The organism is Limnovirga soli (assembly GCF_013106755.1).
GTDB lineage: Bacteria > Bacteroidota > Bacteroidia > Chitinophagales > Chitinophagaceae > Limnovirga > Limnovirga soli.
The window spans coordinates 349,710-371,154 of sequence record NZ_WHPF01000006.1 but is presented as its reverse complement, the minus strand read 5'-3'; the positions used below and the strand labels follow the sequence as shown (position 1 = coordinate 371,154).

General features: G+C 35.8%; 14 protein-coding genes. 4 read left to right on the top strand and 10 right to left on the bottom strand.

The genetic code is table 11. From position 1 onward, the window contains the following. Positions 1 to 142 precede the first annotated feature (142 nt). The gene (locus GD597_RS21975; RefSeq protein ID WP_235954260.1) at positions 143 to 424 is read right to left on the bottom strand and encodes a chitobiase/beta-hexosaminidase C-terminal domain-containing protein; all 282 of its coding nucleotides are present in this window, start codon (positions 422 to 424) and stop codon (positions 143 to 145) included. Positions 425 to 460: 36 nt separating this feature from the next. Further along, positions 461 to 2,071, bottom strand: coding sequence for a beta-N-acetylhexosaminidase (locus GD597_RS10500; protein ID WP_235954258.1), 1,611 nt, complete (start codon positions 2,069 to 2,071; stop codon positions 461 to 463). Positions 2,072 to 2,625: 554 nt separating this feature from the next. Between GD597_RS10500 and GD597_RS10495 the strand changes: the two genes are divergently transcribed. From GD597_RS10495 to GD597_RS10485, 3 genes are all read left to right on the top strand, one after another. Next, entirely contained in the window at positions 2,626 to 3,213 is a 588-nt protein-coding gene (locus GD597_RS10495; RefSeq protein WP_171607799.1) for a YceI family protein, read from the top strand. A gap of 33 nt (positions 3,214 to 3,246) precedes the next feature. Next, on the top strand, positions 3,247 to 4,602 hold the full coding sequence (locus tag GD597_RS10490) for a hypothetical protein (RefSeq protein ID WP_171607798.1): 1,356 nt from the start codon (positions 3,247 to 3,249) through the stop codon (positions 4,600 to 4,602). Between the two features lie 124 nt (positions 4,603 to 4,726). After that, positions 4,727 to 5,311 (top strand): YceI family protein, encoded by a 585-nt coding sequence (locus GD597_RS10485; protein WP_171607797.1) that lies wholly within the window; start codon positions 4,727 to 4,729, stop codon positions 5,309 to 5,311. 67 nt (positions 5,312 to 5,378) lie between these two features. On the opposite strand, the gene GD597_RS10480 is transcribed toward GD597_RS10485, so the two are convergent. The 8 genes from GD597_RS10480 to GD597_RS10445 all read right to left on the bottom strand — a co-directional run bounded on the left by GD597_RS10480 (position 5,379) and on the right by GD597_RS10445 (position 19,453). After that, on the bottom strand, positions 5,379 to 5,729 hold the full coding sequence (locus tag GD597_RS10480; RefSeq protein WP_171607796.1) for a cupin domain-containing protein: 351 nt from the start codon (positions 5,727 to 5,729) through the stop codon (positions 5,379 to 5,381). Positions 5,730 to 6,092: 363 nt separating this feature from the next. Further along, the gene (locus GD597_RS10475; RefSeq protein WP_171607795.1) at positions 6,093 to 13,208 is read right to left on the bottom strand and encodes an Ig-like domain-containing protein; all 7,116 of its coding nucleotides are present in this window, start codon (positions 13,206 to 13,208) and stop codon (positions 6,093 to 6,095) included. Positions 13,209 to 13,449: 241 nt separating this feature from the next. Beyond that, complete coding sequence (locus GD597_RS10470; protein ID WP_171607794.1) at positions 13,450 to 14,031, bottom strand: TMEM175 family protein; 582 nt, start codon at positions 14,029 to 14,031, stop codon at positions 13,450 to 13,452. Positions 14,032 to 14,193: 162 nt separating this feature from the next. Continuing rightward, entirely contained in the window at positions 14,194 to 15,648 is a 1,455-nt protein-coding gene (locus GD597_RS10465) for a glycosyltransferase family 2 protein (RefSeq protein ID WP_171607793.1), read from the bottom strand. Continuing rightward, entirely contained in the window at positions 15,648 to 16,775 is a 1,128-nt protein-coding gene (locus GD597_RS10460; RefSeq protein ID WP_171607792.1) for a HEAT repeat domain-containing protein, read from the bottom strand. The genes GD597_RS10465 and GD597_RS10460 overlap by 1 nt, the downstream gene beginning before the upstream one ends. Positions 16,776 to 16,780: 5 nt before the next feature. After that, positions 16,781 to 17,932, bottom strand: coding sequence for a hypothetical protein (locus tag GD597_RS10455; RefSeq protein WP_171607791.1), 1,152 nt, complete (start codon positions 17,930 to 17,932; stop codon positions 16,781 to 16,783). Next, complete coding sequence (locus tag GD597_RS10450; RefSeq protein WP_171607790.1) at positions 17,913 to 19,034, bottom strand: hypothetical protein; 1,122 nt, start codon at positions 19,032 to 19,034, stop codon at positions 17,913 to 17,915. Before GD597_RS10450 ends, GD597_RS10455 begins: the two co-directional genes overlap by 20 nt. A 47-nt stretch (positions 19,035 to 19,081) precedes the next feature. Then, positions 19,082 to 19,453, bottom strand: a complete 372-nt coding sequence (locus GD597_RS10445) for a response regulator transcription factor (RefSeq protein WP_171607789.1) — start codon at positions 19,451 to 19,453, stop codon at positions 19,082 to 19,084. A 570-nt stretch (positions 19,454 to 20,023) separates the two neighbouring features. Between GD597_RS10445 and GD597_RS10440 the strand changes: the two genes are divergently transcribed. Beyond that, positions 20,024 to 21,277, top strand: a complete 1,254-nt coding sequence (locus GD597_RS10440) for a YaiO family outer membrane beta-barrel protein (protein ID WP_216368561.1) — start codon at positions 20,024 to 20,026, stop codon at positions 21,275 to 21,277. Positions 21,278 to 21,445: the final 168 nt, after the last annotated feature.

The window sequence follows — 21,445 nt, the reverse complement described above, 5'->3', positions numbered from 1 at the left end:
TATAACTAATGTTGGTATATATTATAAAGCCTATTCCCGTTTGCTTGTGGCGCCATTGTATGGGTAGCTCATTTATCCCTTCAAATAAAAAGTGCGGCCATAATTTTAGCCGCACTTTTTATTTTTAACAGGTGCAATTGTTTTATTCTTCTTCGCCAGGTGCCTTACCATCAGCTCTTCTTTGTAATTCTTTGATAGGCATATAAATCATTCTTCCTTTTGGTTCTTTACCTCTGTATGTAATTACTTTTAACATTACTGCATCCTCAGGTACCGTTAAAGTTTTCGTGTACTTTGGGTAAAACCGGTCTGGGAAACTGTTGTCAAAACTGTAATAAATATCCAAATCATCAATTTCAGTAGCCAGGCTAATTATTAAATTGCCTTTTCCATCGTTTTTGGGCGTAAAAATCGGGTCGTACATGCTTGGGGCATATTTGATATCTTGTTCATCAAAGCGCTAAAATTGGGCTTCTACACGCGTAATAAAGCTATTCCAGTTCTTGTTCTCCTTTTGCGACCATACAGATTCTGATGTAGCAAAAGCCCTTGGCCACAACATATATTGCAAATGACGGGTATTGTAAATCTGTTCAGTCCACAAATTTGCCTGTCCGCCCTTTATATATTTTGCATCTGCTCCTTTTGGTACCGGTTCAAACTGGTAGGCTTTATTTAGTCTTAATGTGGCATATACATGTGGTTCTGTTACACGGTCACTTTGCATAAAATCAACATAGGTATAGGGCGATGGTGTCATAATTACATCGTGGTGTAAATTACTGGCTTCAATACCGCCTTTTTCTCCACGCCAGCTCATTACTGCAGCATTTGGTGCAAGGCCACCTTCCAGAATTTCATCCCATCCCAAAAACTTTTTACCCTTGCTTTCTACAATCGTTTCCAGCCTTTTTTCAAAATAACTTTGTACTTCCTGCATATTTTTTAAGCCTTGCTTTTGCATCAGGTCTTTAATGGCTTCACTTTTTTCCCAGAAATTTTTAGGGCATTCATCGCCGCCTACATGTATATAGTCAAATGGAAAAAGGGCAGCCACTTCTGTCATTACCTTATCCAGAAAATCATACACTTTTTCATTGGCTGGGCAAAGCGTATTATCTACAAGGGCAATTGGCGGTGCACCGTGCGACCAATCCATAATTTCCTCGCCGGAACGCACTTTATATTTTTCTGCACCCGGTGTGCAGGATAGTTCAGGATATGATGCAATAGCTGCCAGGCTATGCCCGGGCACATCTACTTCGGGTACAATATTTACAAATCGGGCTTTGGCATAAGCTACCACCTCTTTTATATCTTCCTGGGTGTAAAAGCCTCCATAATTTCTGGGAGCATCCGGTTTGGGTGCGGTAAATGTGCCAAAATATCCTTCTTTTTTAACATTCCAGGCACCTACCTGCGTTAGCTTGGGAAAACTTTTAATTTCTATACGCCAGCCTTCGTCATCTGTTAAATGCCAGTGCAGGATATTGAATTTATACCTTGCCATTAAATCAATAAAGTCTTTCACCTCAGCTTTTGTAAAAAAATGTCTCGACACATCAAACATAAGCCCACGCCATTCAAAACGGGGATAATCTGTAATTTCTGCGCAGGGTGCCATCCAGGAAACGTTTTTTACCAAAACAGTGCCTTCAATGGCTGCAGGGCATAATTGTATCAGGCTTTGTGCACCATAAAATAATCCGGCGGCAGTATTGGCACTTATCACAATGGTGGATGGGTTAACTGAAAGCTGATAACCTTCATTGCCAATTTCTTTATTAGCAACTGTATTTACTACCAGTTTAATTGTTGCCTGCGGCGCTTTGTCTTTTATTTCAATTGTAGCACCCGTAGTTGTAGTAAGTTTTTGTGATAAAAATTGCAGGGTTTGCTGCATTTCTATTGTTTGTGGTGCTTCTATAACAATATGGGCAGGCAAGCTAAAGTTGCCGGTTTTCTGGATTGTTTTAACTGGTTGAGGAATAATATTTATTGCCCCTGCGGTTTGGGCAACTGCATTATAACAGAATAGCAATAGCAAAAAAGCAAAACTCAAATTTTTCATGCGACAATAGATTTAATTGTATGGTAAGAAATACCAAATTAATCAATTAATAAGCCTTGCCAGCATTGTGCAGTATAATTATTTTGAACCAAGCCTGGGATGTACATGAAGCTGCGGTTGTGTCACTCACTTGTACGTTCTGGTTTTATGGCAACAAAATAGGGTAGTGGTGAGTAGTGAATGGGAAACAATGAGTAAGCGACAGAAAAATATAATTAGTAAAAGGCTGATAGTACAGCATATCGTTATTGCATTTCTAAACATTGTTCACGAATATTACTCCATTCACAATTACAAATCTTCACTCACTGATATTTGGTTTACTGAGATTACTGCTGCTACATAATCTGTAAGTACAAGAGTGCGACGCAACAAATGCTTAATGCTTAATAAGGCTTTTGGCTAATAATCAGCCATTTAAATGGGAATTTATAAATATGATTAATATCAGGTATTTCTTTGATATGTCTCACCTTTTGGTGAAATGCGTATAGGTAATTTTGAGTATTGAAAATGGATTGCAACCCACTGTTTACGAATTAAAAATTTTCTTTATGAAACACTTAACTACTCGCATTTTCAACTGCTTTTTATTTTTTATGCTACTTCTTCAGGTGCAAATGGTGCAGGCTCAGGAAAAACTGAAAGCCGCTAATGTAAACATCATTGTTTCGGGTACGTCTACCCTGCACGACTGGGATATGAAATCAGATAAAGGTAGTTGCGATGCTGTTTTTGTATTAAATGGTACCACTGTAACTGCTTTAAATGATCTTAATTTTTCTATTCCTTCCAAGAGTATTAAAAGCGAGCATACTTTAATGGATAACAATACTTATAAGGCGCTAAACGCAGAAGTATATCCTGATATAAGTTTCAAATTTGTATCAGCAACAGTTACAGCAAAAGATGCCACCACCTGCCAAATAAAATGCATAGGTAAATTAACCATTGCAGGCACCATGCACGAAACCGATATTACTGCTACTGGTAAGGTAAATGCAGATAAAAGCATTACAATAACCGGGTCAAAAGCATTTAAAATGACCGATTATAAGGTTAAACCCCCAAGTGTTATGATGGGTACCATTAAAACCGGTAATGACATAACTATTACTTACAATTTCAAACTAGTAAAATAAACGTTTTTTAAATACACTCAAAACAATAATAATATGAAAAAGTTAACCTCTTTCCACAATTTACAGATAGCATTATTGCTGCTGTGTGCGTTACCTTTTGTTTCAATGGCTCAAACTGAAAAAGAGTTTTATTTAAGGCCTTCTTACTGGAGAGCTTACGATCAAAAAGGTATTAATGTTTTTGAAACCAATAAAGTAGCTGATGTAATTCCTTTTGAAGGCCCAAGAATAAGATTTGGCGCGGGTTTTACCCAACAGTTTCAACACTTAAAACATGAAAATAAAACTGCATTAAATAATACTACTACTGCCAGATTGTACCCATTGAACGGTGGTTTTATGACAGCACAGGCTAACCTGTTTACTGATGTACAATTGGGTGATGGTATCAGACTAAGTTTAACTACTTATTTATCTGCCAGGCACCACAACGAAGCCTGGGTAAAAGGTGGCTATATCCAATTTGATAAAGTGCCATTTAAAGGTAAATTCTGGGATGATTTTATGAAAATTGCTACCATCAAAATTGGCCATATGGAAGTAAACTATGGTGATGCGCATTTCCGCAGATCTGATGGTGGTCAAACCCTGTATAATCCATTTATGGAAAGCTATATCATGGATGCCTTTGCTACAGAAATTGGTGGTGAAATATACCTGCAAAAAAATGGATTGTTTGGTATGGTTGGCTTAACCAATGGTATGATTAAAGGAAATGTAGATTCAACCTACAAAACTGATCAGGATGATAATACAAAAAGAAGCCCATCTATTTATTTAAAAGGTGGTATTGATAAAATGGTTAGTGATAATGTAAGGGTTAGGTTCTCAGGAAGTTTCTATCACAACTCAAGTTCTGCAGCCAGTGGTCTTACATTATATGGTGGCGACCGTACCGGTTCTAACTACCAAAATGTAATGGAAAAAGCTCCTGCCGGTGGTGCATTACCAGCTTCTACTGCCATTGCCTTTAGCGGTCGTTTTAACCCAGGCTTTAGCAAAAAAGTTGATGCCCTTATGTTTAATGGTTTCTTGAAAGCGGGCGGACTGGAATTATTTGGTACATATGAAACAGCTAAAGGTAGAACCAAAACAGAAACTACCGACAGAAAAGCTTCTCAATATGCAGCCGATGTGATCTATCGCTTTGGTTCTTCTGAAAACCTGTTCATGGGCGTACGCTACAATGGTGTTACTGCAAGACTGGCTGGCTTTACTGATGATGTAAAATTGAACAGGTTTGCAATTGCCGGTGGCTGGTTTGTAACCAAAAATATCCTGATGAAAGGTGAATATGTAGTACAACAATATAAAGATTTCCCAACAAGCGATTATCGTTCTGGTGGTAAATTTAACGGATATGTTATAGAAGCAGTGGTTGGTTTTTAACTTGCTTGCAGTGCGAATGTTTAATTAAAGAACGAATGGGTTGCAACACCCATTCGTTCTTTGTAAAAAATAGCTTGTGTATTTATATCGTACTATATTTTTTGTTTTGTTATTGGCTTGTTTAATGGCATTTAAACCAGATGAATATTTGTTTGGTGGTGTTAACAAAAAAAATGCAACTATTTGGGCCGTACAAAAAACAAGTAGTTTACGTATAAATGGGGCTTCCAATGTAAATAAATTTGGTTGCGAAATAACCCAGTATTACAGTCCTGATACCATCTTTTGCTCAGAAGAAAACAGTGTAAATAAATCAGTTACTTTATCAGGCAATATGAAGATTGGAATTGACAATTTTGATTGCCATAATCATATCATTACAAACGATTTACGGAAAACATTAAAGTCTTCCGATTACCCTTACCTTATTATCCACTTTTTATCGCTGGAACGTAAGCCCAATATTGCCAATGGCAAAGATTCTTTAAAGGGCTGTGTAGATATTCAATTGGGTGGAATTACGCATAGGTTTGAACTAAACTATACTTTCGAAAAAATTTCCCAGGCTACTTTCAAACTCAATGGCAACAGGGATTTTACTTTTTCTGATTTTAAATTGGAGCCACCTAAAAAGCTGGGTGGTATTATAAAAGTAAAAGATAGTTTTACTGTAGATTTTAGTTTAACGCTGATAAAAGTTAATCAGTAAGCCATTCCTATAAAATCATTTCTAAAGCTGCTTTTTTTAGAATTTACTTTCAGTAACCTGGAAATAATTATTCCTCATACCCACTTTTAATTACAGTTGAAATCATTTTAAATTGTTCATTGGCATTAAAATGGTGTAATGAGTGGGCAGGTATTACAATGCCTTCACCTAATTTAAGTTGGTGTTTTACTTTGCTAATGGTTAACAATGCTGTTCCGTGAATTATTTGAACGTAGGTATCAAATGGTATGGTTTTTTCAGATAATTCTTCTCCCACATCAAACGACATGGCAGTAATATTTCCGGTAGATTTTTTTATAATGGTTTTACTTACCACCGAATTTGGTAAGTATTCTATTATTTCAACAATTATATGCGATTTCGCTTTTTCCAATTCGTACGGCTCATTTTTGTTCATATCTTTTTTAAACTTTTGTTTGTGGGAGTTTTCCTGGTTATGTAAAGATGCGCTATAATACAATAGTAATTGTATAAATTTTAGTTCAGTGAAATTAGCTGAAATACAATACCAGCAATAGTTTACATGGCATCACCTCTTGCGTCGCAATCCGTTCATCTGTAGGTTGTAAAAGGAGCTTTTTATTAAACAGAATATCCTGTAATCTGTAAAATGAAACTATATATTATTTACAATAAATTAAATCTTAAATGAATTAATGCTGGTTGTAAAAGGCTGCAATTTTTGTTACAGTACAAGTGTGCAACGCAAGTAAAGCTTCATTTTTTATTTTCTGCCGGGCAAACCATTATATAATAAAAATTAGTGCTGTAGAATAAGTTTTCCGGATTGCACTATTTTACCAAAACCTACTACTACATGATAATAATAAATTCCTGCAGAGAAGGAATGGAGATCGAATGTAGTAGTATAGCTAAGTTGTTTAGACAATACCACGGCACCGTGTGCATCTATTAATTCGAAATATTTTATCTCTGTATTATTTACATCTAGCTGAATAGTGATAGAGCCAAAAGTTGGGTTGGGATAAATAGTTATTATACCGGGTTTACAAGTGTCGGCAATAATTTTCACCTGGGCAGTGGCATTGCAACCTGTTTGTAAATTATGTTGGTTTAAAATATAGGTTGTATTGGTTTCTGGTGCAACTACAGGGTTGGCTATTGTTGATGAAAAGCCTGCTGGTATTGAGTTCCAATTGTATGTATAGCCTGCCTGCGGAGTTATGCCTATAGTAATTCCTTCTCCAATGCAAGTGTTTTTAGTAGTATCGATATTGATAATTATTTCCGCCGGATTAACCGAAACTTTTACAGTGTCGGTAGTGGAGCAACCAATTGAATTGGTGACGGAAACTGTATATAAAGTAGTTACGCCGGGTAATGCCGAAGGTTGGGAAATCGATGCATTATCAAGTCCGGTTGCAGGCGACCAACTATAGGTATTGCCTGCAACAGCAGTACTACCCAATAAAACATGTTCAGGTGTGCCGCAAATACTTTTATCTATACCTGCATCTGCGTTTGGTGCAGTTAGGGTGCTTATTTGTACAGTGTCTTTGGATATGCAGCCATTACTATTTGTTACAGTTAATATATAATTTGTTGTTACAAGCGGTTTGGTTGCAGGGTTGGCATTATTAGCTGTAAAGCCTGCTGGCAAAGAAGTCCAGCTATATATATTACCGTTAACTGCTTCGCCTAATTGCACCAAAGTGCCCGGACAAACCAATTGGTTATTACCTGCAAATGCAGGTGGTGGATTGATAACAGTTATTGTGATTGTATTACTGGTTACAGTTGATAAAGTGGTGCATGTTTCACTACTTGTAAGCTGCATTTGAATTTCATCATTATTATTAAGTGTTGTTGTAGAGAAAGTATTGGTTATGATACCCGTACTTATGCCATTGATTAACCAGTTAAACGACGGAGTACTTCCACCACCTGAAGTAGTTGCTGTAAATAGCACAGTTGCTCCTTGGCATACGTTAGTAGTTGTGGTGCCAATAGTAACTTGCGGTGTAATGGGCTCTTTAACGGTTATATTAATTGTATTACTGGTATCTGAGAAAGCACTAAAGCAACCGGTGGAAGCAATTACTACTGCGTAAATTTTATCATTATTTGCTAAGGCATCTGTTGTAAATGTATTGCCAGTAGCAACTGGTATGCCATTTTTATACCACTGTGTTGTAAAAGCAGATGCATCACATGAAGCAGAAAAAGTTACTAATGATTTACCGCAAAGCACAGTATCAGATGCAATCACTGTAGCAGTAGGTTTATCAATAGTGCCTACTTTAACAACGATGGTATTGCTGTTAGCAGGGTTTGGTGCTGCACAAGGTAAATTAGAAGTAATCCTTACAAGAACTTCATCATTATTATTGAGTGTAGAAGAAGTAAAGGTGTCGCTGGTGGATCCTGTTGTTAATCCATTTAAAAACCATTCGTAAGTTATTTCAGTACCCGCATTATTGGGGATAGCTGTAAATGTAATAGGGGTACCGGGGCATATGGTTTTTTCAGAAGCTGTTATTGCTACTGATATTTCCACGCCAGGTGTGGCGGTTGATTTAATAATATTACTTTGCTTTTGTGCCGAAGTATAGCAGCCAGAACCTGGTTTTGGTGTGGCAATAAAACTTACCTCATCATTTAGGTTAAATGGTTCGGTGCTCAAGAAAGTATAATCAGTTGGTGTAGTTGGAAAAAATTCAACCCCATTATTCAGCCATTTTATTTTGGCATCTGCCGGGATAACAGTAGCCTGGAATTGCGCTCCGTCGTTTTCACATTTAATAGTTGATATAAGCGTATTTATAGCTACAATTTCTACTGAAGGATTTACGATTACCTGTATACTATCTGTTGCACTGCAACTTCCATTGCTTACAGAAAGGTAATATATTGTTGTGCTGTCTGGCTTAATAGTAGTGCTGGCTTCTGAAGAAGAATATCCAACAGGATTCGATGTCCATGAATAAACACCTCCTGTAGCCGGGGTGCCAATAGTTAATGGCTGACCAGCACATATAATAGTATCTCTACCTGCATCGGCAATGGCAAACCCCACAATGGCAATAGTTACAGAATCTCTTGCAAAATAACCTGAAGCATTTGTTACTGATAAGTAAAATGTAGTTGTATCTAAAGCAGTTATTTTGGGTGTGGGTGAGGACGAAGAAAAGCCTGCTGGTTTTGATGTCCAGGTATAGATACTTCCGGGAATACTATCTGTACCCAATGTTACTGTGCTACCCCCACAAACAGTTTTGTCAGCCCCTGCATTTGCAATTGGTTGTATATCAGAAGCACAAAAGTCAGGGCTGGTTTTTGTGAAAAATGCGTCAATGCCATTGGTGTTTAATGTATTACCAAAAATGCTGTAGTTACTGGTTCCACCACCATAATTATCAATAACCCCACCAATAATATAATTGTTGGAATTATCTATTTGGAAGCTATTGGCATTTACATGACCTCCGAACCCATTTCCACTTTTTACAATCCTTTTTAGTTGACCATCCAAACTGTAAGTGCCCACAAAAAATTCTGCTTCGCCGATAGTTAAAAAATCTGCAGTGCGATTTGCGGATGTCATTGCATAAGTTGTTTCGGGGATGCCATTATTAGATATAGCTCCAAGTGTAATAACCTGATTGTCTTTTACAAGCACATAGTTGCCGCCACCATAATAACCTCCTTTTGAACCTGCACTCCAAATGTATTTTCCATTTGTATCAAATTTTATAAGCAGATAGGTATTTAAACTGTCAAATGCCTGTGTTCCATTATTGCTGGTAATCACAATTTGTTCATCGTTATAACTTCCCCTTGCTGAACCTGTTGCATATACATTGCCGGCATTATCTACTGTTACATTACGTAAAGTTGCATCACCATATATGTATCCTGTTTTAAGTTCATTATACCATTTAATTTTTCCGTTTACATCATACTTCAGCAAAAATCCCCTGAAATAGGCAGTATTTCCTCTCAAATATCCAAATTGGGAACCATCTGCGTTGTAAAGGGTTAATGCTACTTCATAATAGCCACTGCAGTAAGCATTGCCATTATTGTCTATCGCAACACTGTTTAATTCACTTGCGTTTACAGTATTGTGTTTGAGTGCTGAACTCCAGATAAAATTACCGTCCGTATCTATTTTCATTACAAAATAATACCCGGTATAATACCCGGAAGAGTCAGCAAAATCATAAAGGGTTTTACTTGTTCCGTTTCTGCTATAGGCCAAACGGGAACCAAATCCTCCTGTTAATATTATATTGTTATCTTTTATTGTTAAACTATTTACTGAGCCACCGTTAATTGATGGATAGCCGTAATCATTTATTTCGCTGGGATCATTAAATATGGAATGCCACAAATACTTACCTGTAGAATCCATTTTTAACACAAAGCCATTGTATTTATCGTAATAATCAATGGTAGAATCTGTTCCAAGTAATGCAGCAATATGCATTGAATCTCCGTTATTAAAATAATAATAATCTCTTGTGAGCAGAGAGCCTGTTATATATATATTGCCATTTTTATCTTCAGTTACGGCGCTGATATTACCATGTTTAATATAATTATACCATTTAAGCACACCATCAGTAGAATATTTTGCTAGGTAAGATATACCTGATTGTTTAAATTGAACAGTATTTCCATGCCTGCTTTTGAGTAAAGGATTGTTCCCCGCACCGGTAATGAAATAATTATTATTTGTACTTAATTGTATTTTTTGAAATGCAACAGGAGATTGGGGGTAATAACTAAAATCACTATCATCTATATTCTGTATATAACAAGTTTCGTCGGGCATAGGTTTTTTATATACAAAAACGGCATTTGAATTCAATGTGTCAGTGCATCCTGCTTCACTTTTACTAATTAGCGTTAATGTCTTTTGACCCGATGAAGGATAGGAGATATCTTTTGGATTTGCCCCATTAAAAGATGTAATACCTGCATCTTCATTAAATTGCCAATCAAAATGGCTGGCTTCTAAAGATCGTTGATAAAAATTTAACTTTTCGCCTTCAACAATATTAATTTGTTCATTGGCAAATCTGGATTGGGTATGTTCTACTATTATTTTAAACCGGTTGTCGGATTTTATTGCACATCCTCCATTGCTGCTGGTGATAAGCAAATAGAAAATAGCCGTGTTTGAAACAGGTGTACTTTTTAAAGTGATTGTACCACCACTTCCTGCTATTTTGCCAAATGATTTTCCGGTACTTTCCTCGATAAGTTCATACTCATATCCACTTTCACTATTTTGGATGGTTATAAATGCAGGCTCTGATTTACAAAGCACACTATCTGTTACCATAATTTTCAATCCCGTTGCTGGGGGCACGCTTATAAAGATTTGTTTAGTAGACGTATCAGCCAATGCATATATATTACTAACCACATAGCGAAGAGTATGAAATCCAGCATCTGGTATAAGCACCCCGTTTATATTGCAATCTTCTGAAACTAATTTGTTATCTATATACCACTTACATATATAGCCTGTGCCATGTACACCTGCCAAATAACTATAATCTCCCTGGCAATTTCCACCTGTTAATATATCCGCGTATGGTACCGTTGGCCCACCATAATTGTCAGTTGCCAACAATACCCCATTTTTACCAACGGCATATCCGGTATCATAAGCCGGATTTTGTTTAAACCATATTTTATTGATGAATTTGCCGGCACTTCCAGGTTGTAATTCAATCGTTTCATATCCATTTAAATTGCCGCCATTGATAGTATTTATTTTATAAACGCCTTTGCTGGTGGCCAAAAATTTCTGACTACCATATTGTGCATCTGAAATGGTATTATAAATAATGCTGGTGTCTTTAATTCTGTTTATGCTATCAATGCCATAGTAGCTATAATCGGAAATAGTTACAAATACTTTTTTATCAGCTAATTCGTAATCATATAAACTATTGCCACTAATGGCATTTTTTATGGTTTTATTTAGTTTTTTGGTATATGCCAATGCAAAATCTCTACTGGCAACATATAAATTGTTGGCTGAAATAACCCCGATATTTGTTGGTAGTGCATTAAAATACCTGTTAAACACTCCAATTAGGTTTTCATTTCCTTCCAAAACAGTTGTTATAGCCTGGTCATTCTCAAGATTGTAATTTACACACAACCCATTATTGCCTACTACCAGTAAATTGCCTTTGTAAAAGCTATATTCAGTGGTGTAGGTCATTGCATTAAATGCTGTGCCGGGCTCACCTTTATATAGAAAGGCATAGCTTCCATTGGTTAAATCAATTTTTAGCAGTATGGCTTTCTTATTTACAGTATCTGTGCCACATGCATAAAAAATAGAAACCACATCATTAAAGCTTAATTGTTTAAAGCTGGTATGCAGCAATAATAAGCTATCACTGTTGTTGCCAGTAATAGTATATTTTGCCCAGCCATTTGGGTTATTTGCGCCAGTGGTGGTGGTATAAATTCCCTTCTCGCCAATCATCACTCCATAGGTACCTATAATGCGAACATCGAGTAGATTGTCATTAATATTTGTTTGCTTTTGTACCCATCCGGTATAAGGTGGCGGGGGCGGGGGAGGAAGCGTAAAAACCTGGTATTGAATTAAAGTATCCTTCCCAGAACTATTGCTTACAATTAATTGAATGGTATCTGTTTCCTGGTATGGATTGTCGTGCTGATAACTGGAATTATAATCAGTACTTATCAGTGTATCATTTTTATACCATTCGTAGGTATAACCGGTTTTGGAGTAATTGTTTAAGTGTACGGTATTGGTATTATACAAATTAGCGGTGTCTATAGTAAAATAGGCTTTTGGTATTGGCTTACCACCCCCATTATTGGATATTTCCATAAAGCCATGTCCGCCTCCTGCCCATAATAGGTTTGCATCCCAACATTGCAGGTCTTCGAATATGAAATACAGATAAGTGTAGCTATTATCTCTGGGTAAACGCTCCCAAATTTTACCTCCGTCTGTTGTTTTAACAACTTCAAATAGCCCATTTATAGCATAGCCCAGGGTATCGTTAATAAATTTCATTTTATTGCAATAAAATGGTGCAATAGCAGAATCGTTTACCAGCGACCAATTACCACCCCCATTTATCGTTTTGTATAATTTCTCATTAATGTTTACCCAACCCGTGTTTGCTGTAATAAATGACACACTATTTATTCTGTTGCCAAAAGGCATGTTTAATTGCTGCCAGCTGCTACCTGCATTACTTGTTTTTAGCAATTTAACACTACCATATTGCCGGTTGTAAGTGTATACATTATTATTGTCAACCGGTTCTAGGCATTCAAAATAACTTTCCGGTTCTATCCTAATTGTAAACCAGCTATTCCCCTTATCCGCAGTTTTTAAAATTCTGTCTGCATCCACTGCATAACCTGTATTGGCATTTTCGGGGAATGCCATATCCTTTATCCCATCGTTAAAGGCAAGTTCTGAATAAAGTGATAAAAAAATAAGTTTGAATGTATTGGCGCCATCTGTTGATGTTAAAATGGCTGGTACAAAACCATAATGTCCATAGACTACAATATTGTTTTTAGAAAATGCTTTTATGCCATTTATACCAAAGCCAAAAGTGAGGTTTACAGCGTAACCATTATAATCAACGTTGCTGATGGTTATGTATTTTTTTGTAATAGTGTGTCCGCTATCTGTTGTGTAACCTAACCAATATTGCGACGCAATATACCCTTCGTTGGGAGTGTAGAAACAAAATTTCTTAATACTGTTATTATCTTTTAGCGTATCAAGGTTTAAATACCTCATTTGCGCCTGACTGTATTGCGCAAGTAGTTGTAGCAGGCAAACCCACATTACAATCCATAAAATTCGCCTACCCGGGAATGCCTTTTTTCTCATAAATACCTGCTATTGTTAGCCACCATCTTTTATTACTGCCGATTGATAAAGCTAACAGGTTTCAAAAAACAGTATTAGATAGCTATGCAAGAATAAGCTTACTTTCTTACAATCTATTACCATTTATCCTAATTTAATGTATGACACCAGCTAAGCCACAATGATGGGGCTTTACTTGCCACGCTCGGTTCATCGTTCGGGTTAGGTAGCAGCAGGGAATTTGTACATTGGATTGGCTGGCTTATTCAATTTCACCTATTTTATTTTCAATACGCCTGTCGGGAATAAACCAAATAGCTGCTACCAATGCATAAATAGCCAGGCTAATATAGGGATGAATATATGCAGTAAATATGGCTGTAAAATACGCCAGCACAGAATATGCCCCTTTTTTATCAATGCCAATAAGCTCCGCCACTTTAGAGGATTTGCCGTGAAGGTGAATTATTTTTTTGGTGAGTATAAAGTAGGCAACCCCACACATAAATAAATCTACACCCATTAATGCCACTGGCAGTGTGGTAAAATGATTTTCACCCATCCAGGCAGTTACAAAAGGCATTAATGATAACCAGAATAATAAATGAAGATTGGCCCACAATATTTTACCACTTACACGATGTACTGCATGAAACAGGTGATGATGGTTGTTCCAATAAATGCCAATATTTACAAAGCTTAATATATAGCTGATTAGTACCGGAAATAATGGTTGTATGGCTTCCAGCGTATCTCCATGTGGTATTTTTAGTTCTAATACCATAATGGTTATAATGATGGCAATTACTCCATCGCTAAAAGCTTCTAGTCTTCCTTTGCCCATATGTTTTGTTTTTATAAATATACTATTACAAAACATATTTGCATAACTGGTTTTGTTGCATTTTTTGTTGCAGTACAAGAGTGCGACGCAAGTAAAGGTGCTTATTAACCTTATGCCGGGCTAATAATTTACCTGATTTTTTTACTGCAAAATGTAGAGCTTTTATTGAGGCGATGGTACAGGCTCATTGGTAACTACCTTTTTTTTGCTAAATCCGGTTCTGGTCATTTCGCCCCATTCTTTTTTGCCGTCTATTAAATCGATATTACCCTGTACGCTGCTGGAGACAATGAATGGATGAAATAAAACGGGTTCAAGAAAGGCAGTTAATACCAGTTTAAGGATATCGGTTTTTTTGGTGTATTGATGAAAGGTGAATTCTTCTGAGAAAATAGAAAGCATAGAGAAAAATATGGCAAATGAATACACAAAAGCCAATAAAAGAAAGAAAAATGGCCAGTTTACCATACCTAATAAGGCAAAAATGAAGAAGAAAAACACGCCTACAAATTCTACAATAGGAGCCAGGTATTCGTATAAAAACCAATATGGAAAACTAAGGAAGCCAAGCAGCCCATATTTTGAGTTAAACATCATTTTTCGGTGAATCCAAAGGGTTTCCATAGTGCCTCTTGTCCACCTGTTACGTTGACGTCCCAGAATTTTAAATGATTCGGGGGCTTCTGTCCAGCATAAAGGATCCGGTATAAAGGATACCTTGTAAATAAGTTCATTATCGTGCATATAGCGCCTCATGCGAACAACAAGTTCCATGTCTTCTCCTACGGTTTTGGTATTATAGCCGCCACATTTAATAACAATTTCTTTATCGAACATACCAAATGCGCCTGAGATAAGCAATAAACCGTCCAGATGGCTCCAGGCCATACGGCCGATAAGAAAGGCACGCATGTATTCAATAACCTGGGTTCGCGCAATATAACTGGATGGTACTTTTACTTCAACCAGTTTTCCATTTTCGATAACACAGGAGTTGGCGATTCGGATTACACCGCCAGATGCAATTACTCTTTTTTTATTGTTTAAAAATGGTTTTATCATTTTTAGAAGTGAATCCTGTTCCAGTACGCAATCAACATCTATACAGGTAAGGTAATTGTAGGTAGCCACATTAATGCCAGCATTTAGCGCATCTGCTTTTCCTCCATTTTCTTTATCAACTACAATTAGTTTTTTAAATGCAGGTAAAACAGATTTATAAATTCCCCTGATTTTTTTTGAAGATATTTGTTCATTAACAGCAAATACCACTTTTTCCAGGTGATAGGCTTCGATCATTTTTTGGAGGCTATCATCTTTACTGCCATCATTTACAATGATTACTTCGTAGGTGGCATAATGCAATGAGAGCAATGAACGGATATTTTCTACAATAGATTTACCTTCATTATATGCCGGTGCAATTAATGATATTCCGGGAATATGCGGTGAGGATAATAAAGGCACCGTATTTTGAAAACTGTTTTTTTGCAGGTGCTTTTTTAAAGCCAGCATTGATATATAACTAAGTACTATATAGGAAAGGAAAATAGTTATACCAAATACCAGTATACCAATATTAAAAAAATCTGCCAAAAAACTGATAATTCTATCCATTATAGATTTTCTGTTTTTACTTGTTCAATAATTAGCTTTGTTGTTTCATCTTCCATTTCTGGTTGCAGTTCATTTAAAGTGCTGATGCCAAATAGTAGTTTTATGCTTCTGGCTGCTTCCAGTTTAATGTTAAAATCGCTGTTCGTGATTTTTTCCTTTAAAAATGCTAAACAATCATCATTACCCATTTTTGAAATTGCTTGCAGAATTTCAATTTTAATGCTATCGCTACTTTCCTCGAAATGTTCAATCAGTGTAGGTATTACTGAGTCAACAAATAGCTCGCCCATAGCCCAAATGGTAATTTTTTTGATGCTTTCATCTTCATGGTGCAGTAACAATATTAAATTGTCAATAGCATCTACCTGTTGAAATTTTACAATTAATCTCACTCCCATTTGAATAAGTGAATGATTGGGAGAGCTTAACCATGGCCTAAAATCCGGGAATGTGTTTTTTTCAAATTTATCAATGATGGAAAGAATATTTATTTGCTGCCACTCAGACAAATAGGTTTTAATATGTAGAAAATCATTCAAGGCTTCCGGACCTTTTATACGCAGAATACCTAATTGGGCTTCGTGATTAAGCAACCTGGTTCCGGTACTTATTTTAGCTGCAATTTTATCATAAGCCTCCAATACCGCCATATCAGATAGTTGCCTTATTCCCCTTGCCTGGGTATGCCATTTTTTATTGTTTAGTAAATCATATGAGTAATTTACCAAACCCGAGGATATATAGTAATCATGGAGCTTAATAGTAATATCGCCTGATAATTGACTGTTTAGTTTTAATATTTCAGCTATCAACATATCCTTGTTAGCCCTGTCTTTATTGAGATAGTTGGTTTGAAAGTGATTTAATTCTTTTTCGTAAAGCACATCATCCGGTTCATAAAACATTACTGTTGTAATAACAGACTGAAAAAGTTTAAATACTTTTTCATCTCTTATGGCTTTAATAGTTTTAGAACCCCTATGGAAAATAACTATAATAAATAAGGTAATAGTAAGTGCCAAAAAGGAAATTACAAGATAAAAAAGAAATAAATATTTAAACTCACGGTAGTGAGACCCCAGAAAAGGCGCGGCAAAATCATTGAATATGGTTAGTAGAGAATTCAAATTTTCTATTGTATGGTTAAATAATAATCATTTACAATTTTAGTTACCAATGGCCGGTAATATTTCCAGAAAAAACTTCTTCTGTCGTCAATGTCATTAGTATAAAAGAACGATTTTAGTGCCGGTGTTCCTTTAAAGTAGGAGAGATTATAGGCAATAGGATTGTCACTAAAATCCCCCGAAAAATAGTAAAAAAGTTTATTTGTTTTATTTCGAACAACAGCCGGAAATTTTTTAGGGATATTATAGGCATTTAACAATGAATCACCACGTTTTGTGGTGGTAATATCATAAACAGCCAGTGCTTCATTTTCAGGAGAAAAATAATTAATATCAAACCAATAAGGATAGCGCATTTTTGAAGGCAAATCGAATTCAGCAATAATATCTGGTCTTGTTTTAATTTCTGGTACCGGGATAACCAAATCTTTCTCTTCTTCCAGTATTACAATTGTTTCATCTTCATTGTTAAAAACCATTCCGCCATGTTTAAAAGGCCATGTATTATTATGAAGTCTTTTATAATTGGTAACTACCCAGCGTGGCAGGTCTGGATTGTTGAAGGTGTCCAGATTTTGAAAATGTCTTCCAGTCCATCCACTCCAGCGCATGCCAAATTCCTTTTCGGCTTTGGATTTTATAGTTGAAGTTGTTGGTGTAGCCAGAAAATTATATTCTGCAAGAATGAGTTTGTTTTGTTCTTTCATTTTATGCAGAAAGTAAATTTCTTTTTCAGTAAGCCCACCATACATTAAGCCCGATCTGCTGCCGGTATTTACCTGGGATGTCCATTCGTTTCTATAAATACCATATGTGTCTGTAAAAAAGCATAGATCATATTGTTTACATAACTGATCAATAGAATACAAGCTGATGGATTGAAGATCTTTAATTTCAAATTCTTGTTTAGGCTTTGGAAAAAAACCATAATAGTCTTTTGATCTATCATATGTAGTACCATCTTTTTTTACAAAACGGTCATAGTTAAGCACCCAATCAAAACATTTATGTTCAAGACCTTCATCTATCAGAACAGTTTTATCCATAATAAATGCACTAATGGTTTTCTTTGGAGAAAAATACCATAGTGTCCACATCACCAGCGGGAGTATAACCAATACAACTATAAAGAAGTTTCTAATTTTTCGCAGGAACATTGGCTGAATTTAATTTGTGAAATACATCAATAAATTTGGCCGCATCCGGAGATTTGGTTAGAAAAGAGTGTATCAATACTGGTCTTGGTAATGCTGCAATATCTGAAATGATTTTTTCAATTTCTGCATCTGGTTGTTTAGCTGAAAATGGAAAGTTTGCATACTGGAATTTGTAATATTTCATCAAATTTTCCTCTTTGTTTATCCAGCCGGTATCTTCTATATTTTTTGGATTGAGTATGGATACCACCGTATTTATGTTAGAGCCTAAAATATAGGTAAGAAATTCTTCGTCAGTAGGATATGGGGTGAAATATACATTACTATCCAGCATCACAATATCACCTCTTTCAAAAGCAGTGATCTCATCTATTTTTCTGGCATTGGTAGGTAATGTGTTTACAATATTTACCTGCGGTGTATTTTTTGCAATAAAGTTCTTTACCATATTGGCCCTGTCTACTCCCAAATAGCAATGCACATAATATTTGCCTTTACCCGAATCTGCAATTTGCTTGATTACATTTAAAGAGGAAGTGTTATCACTTATCCAGGGTAGCATAGGGGCAGATATATATTCAATGCCAACAGCAGCGCACATTGCTTTTTCGTCTGCTATTAATTTGGGCTCAAAAGGCACAACAGCCGGGTGTAACAATGAAATTATTCCAATAAAATGCTTGCTTTTTAAATCCTTTAACAATGCTTCATCGGGTATCGAGCCAAAATAGAACTCGGCATTACCAGTTTTTTCCGAATCAGCCGACATTGTTGCTTTAGTAAATTTCGCTGGATTCATCCAGTAATATAAACTTCCGGCATTCGCTAACAGCAAAATACAAAACAATGCTATAGAAAATGTTTTGCCAGATTGCAATACTTTTTTAGTTAGAAAAAATGACAACACAAAAGTTATTACCACAAAAGATATTATAGCAATATTTACATACATGTCTTGTGTAGATTTATCTAAGCCGTTGCTTACACAATAATCCACAATGGCTCTTATAGGGAAAGACAAGGTTAATGTGCCCAACGCAAATCCGGTTAGGCCGGCAATGATGATAAAGAGCAGGATGGTTTTTGCATTAATTTTATTCATTGGATTTAGTATTAGTATTATTGGATAATTAAAAAGTATAACACTTTCTATTGTAGTTTTCTGCTGGTAATAATCTTTCTTATTCTTACAACAAGTTCATTTGGACTAAATGGTTTTGTCATAAAATCATCGGCGCCCAGTTCAAAAGCTTCTAAAACTGTTTTCTCTAAACCTACTGAGGTGAGCATTATAATGGGCGTGTCCAGTTTCATATCATTGCGTACCGTACTAATGATTTCCAATCCATTTATAAATGGCATCATTATATCACTGATTATAATGTCTGGTTTTTCAGATGCTATTTTAAGCAAAGCTTCCCTGCCATCATTTACTATAACAAGGTCATAACCTTCTCTTTTTAGTTTAAATTCAATGGCTTTTACCAGCATTAAATCATCCTCGGCAATAAGTAGTTTCATAGTAGAAAGTTTGCAAATCGGGTACAAATAATATTCTATAAAGTTATATTTATTTTTTGGGTTTATCTGCCTATTTTAAACAGCCTGTTTCAAAAAAATAAATACAACAAAAGCTAATCAATGATGCATGTATACACTGGAGAAATTAAGTATTAACCCACCAGTTTTATTGCTATGCAGCACCGCTTGCGTCGCACTCTTCAACACTTAATTATATAATGGGCAATTACCGGCAAGTAATAAGGGCAAGGCTCATTTTCAAATAGGAATTGGAGTACGGTTTATATTATTTCGGATTAATAATATAATACCCAAATTTATTTTAATATTCTGGAATATAAGTACAATATGAACATATTTTTACTCATAAAGGACACATTTCTAATGATATATGTAAAAATCAATCAATACTCAAATAAAGCAAATCTGTTCTGATGAAGTTTTAGTGTTAATTATTAGCACACCCTGAGGTGGGTAATAAATATAAGGCTTTTTAGGTTATTGTTTTTGCCTTTAAGCATATAAAATATATTTACCTTTAATCTTATAACCCATAATATCCGCTATCCAATGAAATTTAAAAAAATCTTGCCCTGTGTTTTGCTGCTTATATGTTTAATGGTTGCGTTAAATAATGTTTTAGCTCAGGACACACCCTCATCCGATGAACTTTTTGTTCAAGCCCGATCAGCAGCTTTTGATAATAAAGATTATCCTTTGGCAATAGAACTGAGTAATAGGGCATTGGCCATTAGCCCTGCCTATGTAGACATTCGTATTTTTCTGGGAAGGGTTTATACATGGTCTGGTAAATTGGACAGTGCCCGTACCTGTTTTGAAGAAGCCCTTAAGCAAAAGCCAGACTATGAAGATGCCTCATCAGCATATGCCGATTTGGAATATTGGAATGATAACCCTACAAAGGCATTAGCTATTTGTGATAGCGGTTTGCACTACCATCCCGATTCCAGGATTTTACAACTTAAAAAGGCAAAATCATTGGCCGCACTCACAAGATATGTAGAAGCAAGCACCATTACTACCAACTTATTAGTAGCTGACCCTAAGGATAGTGAAGCAAGAACCCTGGCCCAAAGTATAGCAGAGATGGCATCAGTAAATAAAATTGGATTTAGATATGATTACGTAGGCTTTGATAAGCAATTTGCCAATGCCTGGCATATAGCAGCCATACAATACTCTCATGGAGGTAAAGCAGGATCTATAATTGGGCGGTTTAATTATGGTTACCGTTTTCAAACTAGTGCTGCACAATTGGAAGTAGATGCTTATCCCAGAATTTCTAAAACTTTTTATAGCTATGTAAATGCAGGGTTTTCAGATAGCACAGGTGTGTTTCCAAAGTATAGGGCGGGCTTTTCGTTATATGCCAACCTGCCAAAAAGCTTTGAAGCCGATGCCGGTTTCAGGTATTTGTATTTTAGCAATGCTACCTGGATTTACACAGGTTCTATTGGTAAATACTATAAAAGCTATTGGTTTAATTTCAGGACTTATATAACACCTGGCAATTCCAATATTTCACAATCATTCGCCTTTACCACCCGTTATTATTTTGGAGGGGTGGATGATTATTTTCATTTATTACTTAGTACAGGTTTATCGCCCGATGACAGAACAAATAATGTACAATTGAATAATGTGTATAAATTAAAATCCAAAGGCGCAACAATTGGGTATAATAAGTCGATAAAAAAGAAGAATATTTTATTTGTAAACTTTGCCTATACGCATCAGGAATATTTGCCAAAGACTTTTGGCAACCAGTACAATCTGGCGGTTGGATTTCAAAGAAGATTTTAGGAATATTTAAAGATATAGTCAGTTTATTTAAGGCATTCATTAATAATATGAATGCCTTTTTATTTAATGCATTTATGCCTGAAATGCCTGTTAATTGTGGGTATGCCTGTGTAATTTTTGCAAACAATTTTGCTGCCATATATGAAGAACTCTGAAGTGAGTGACACA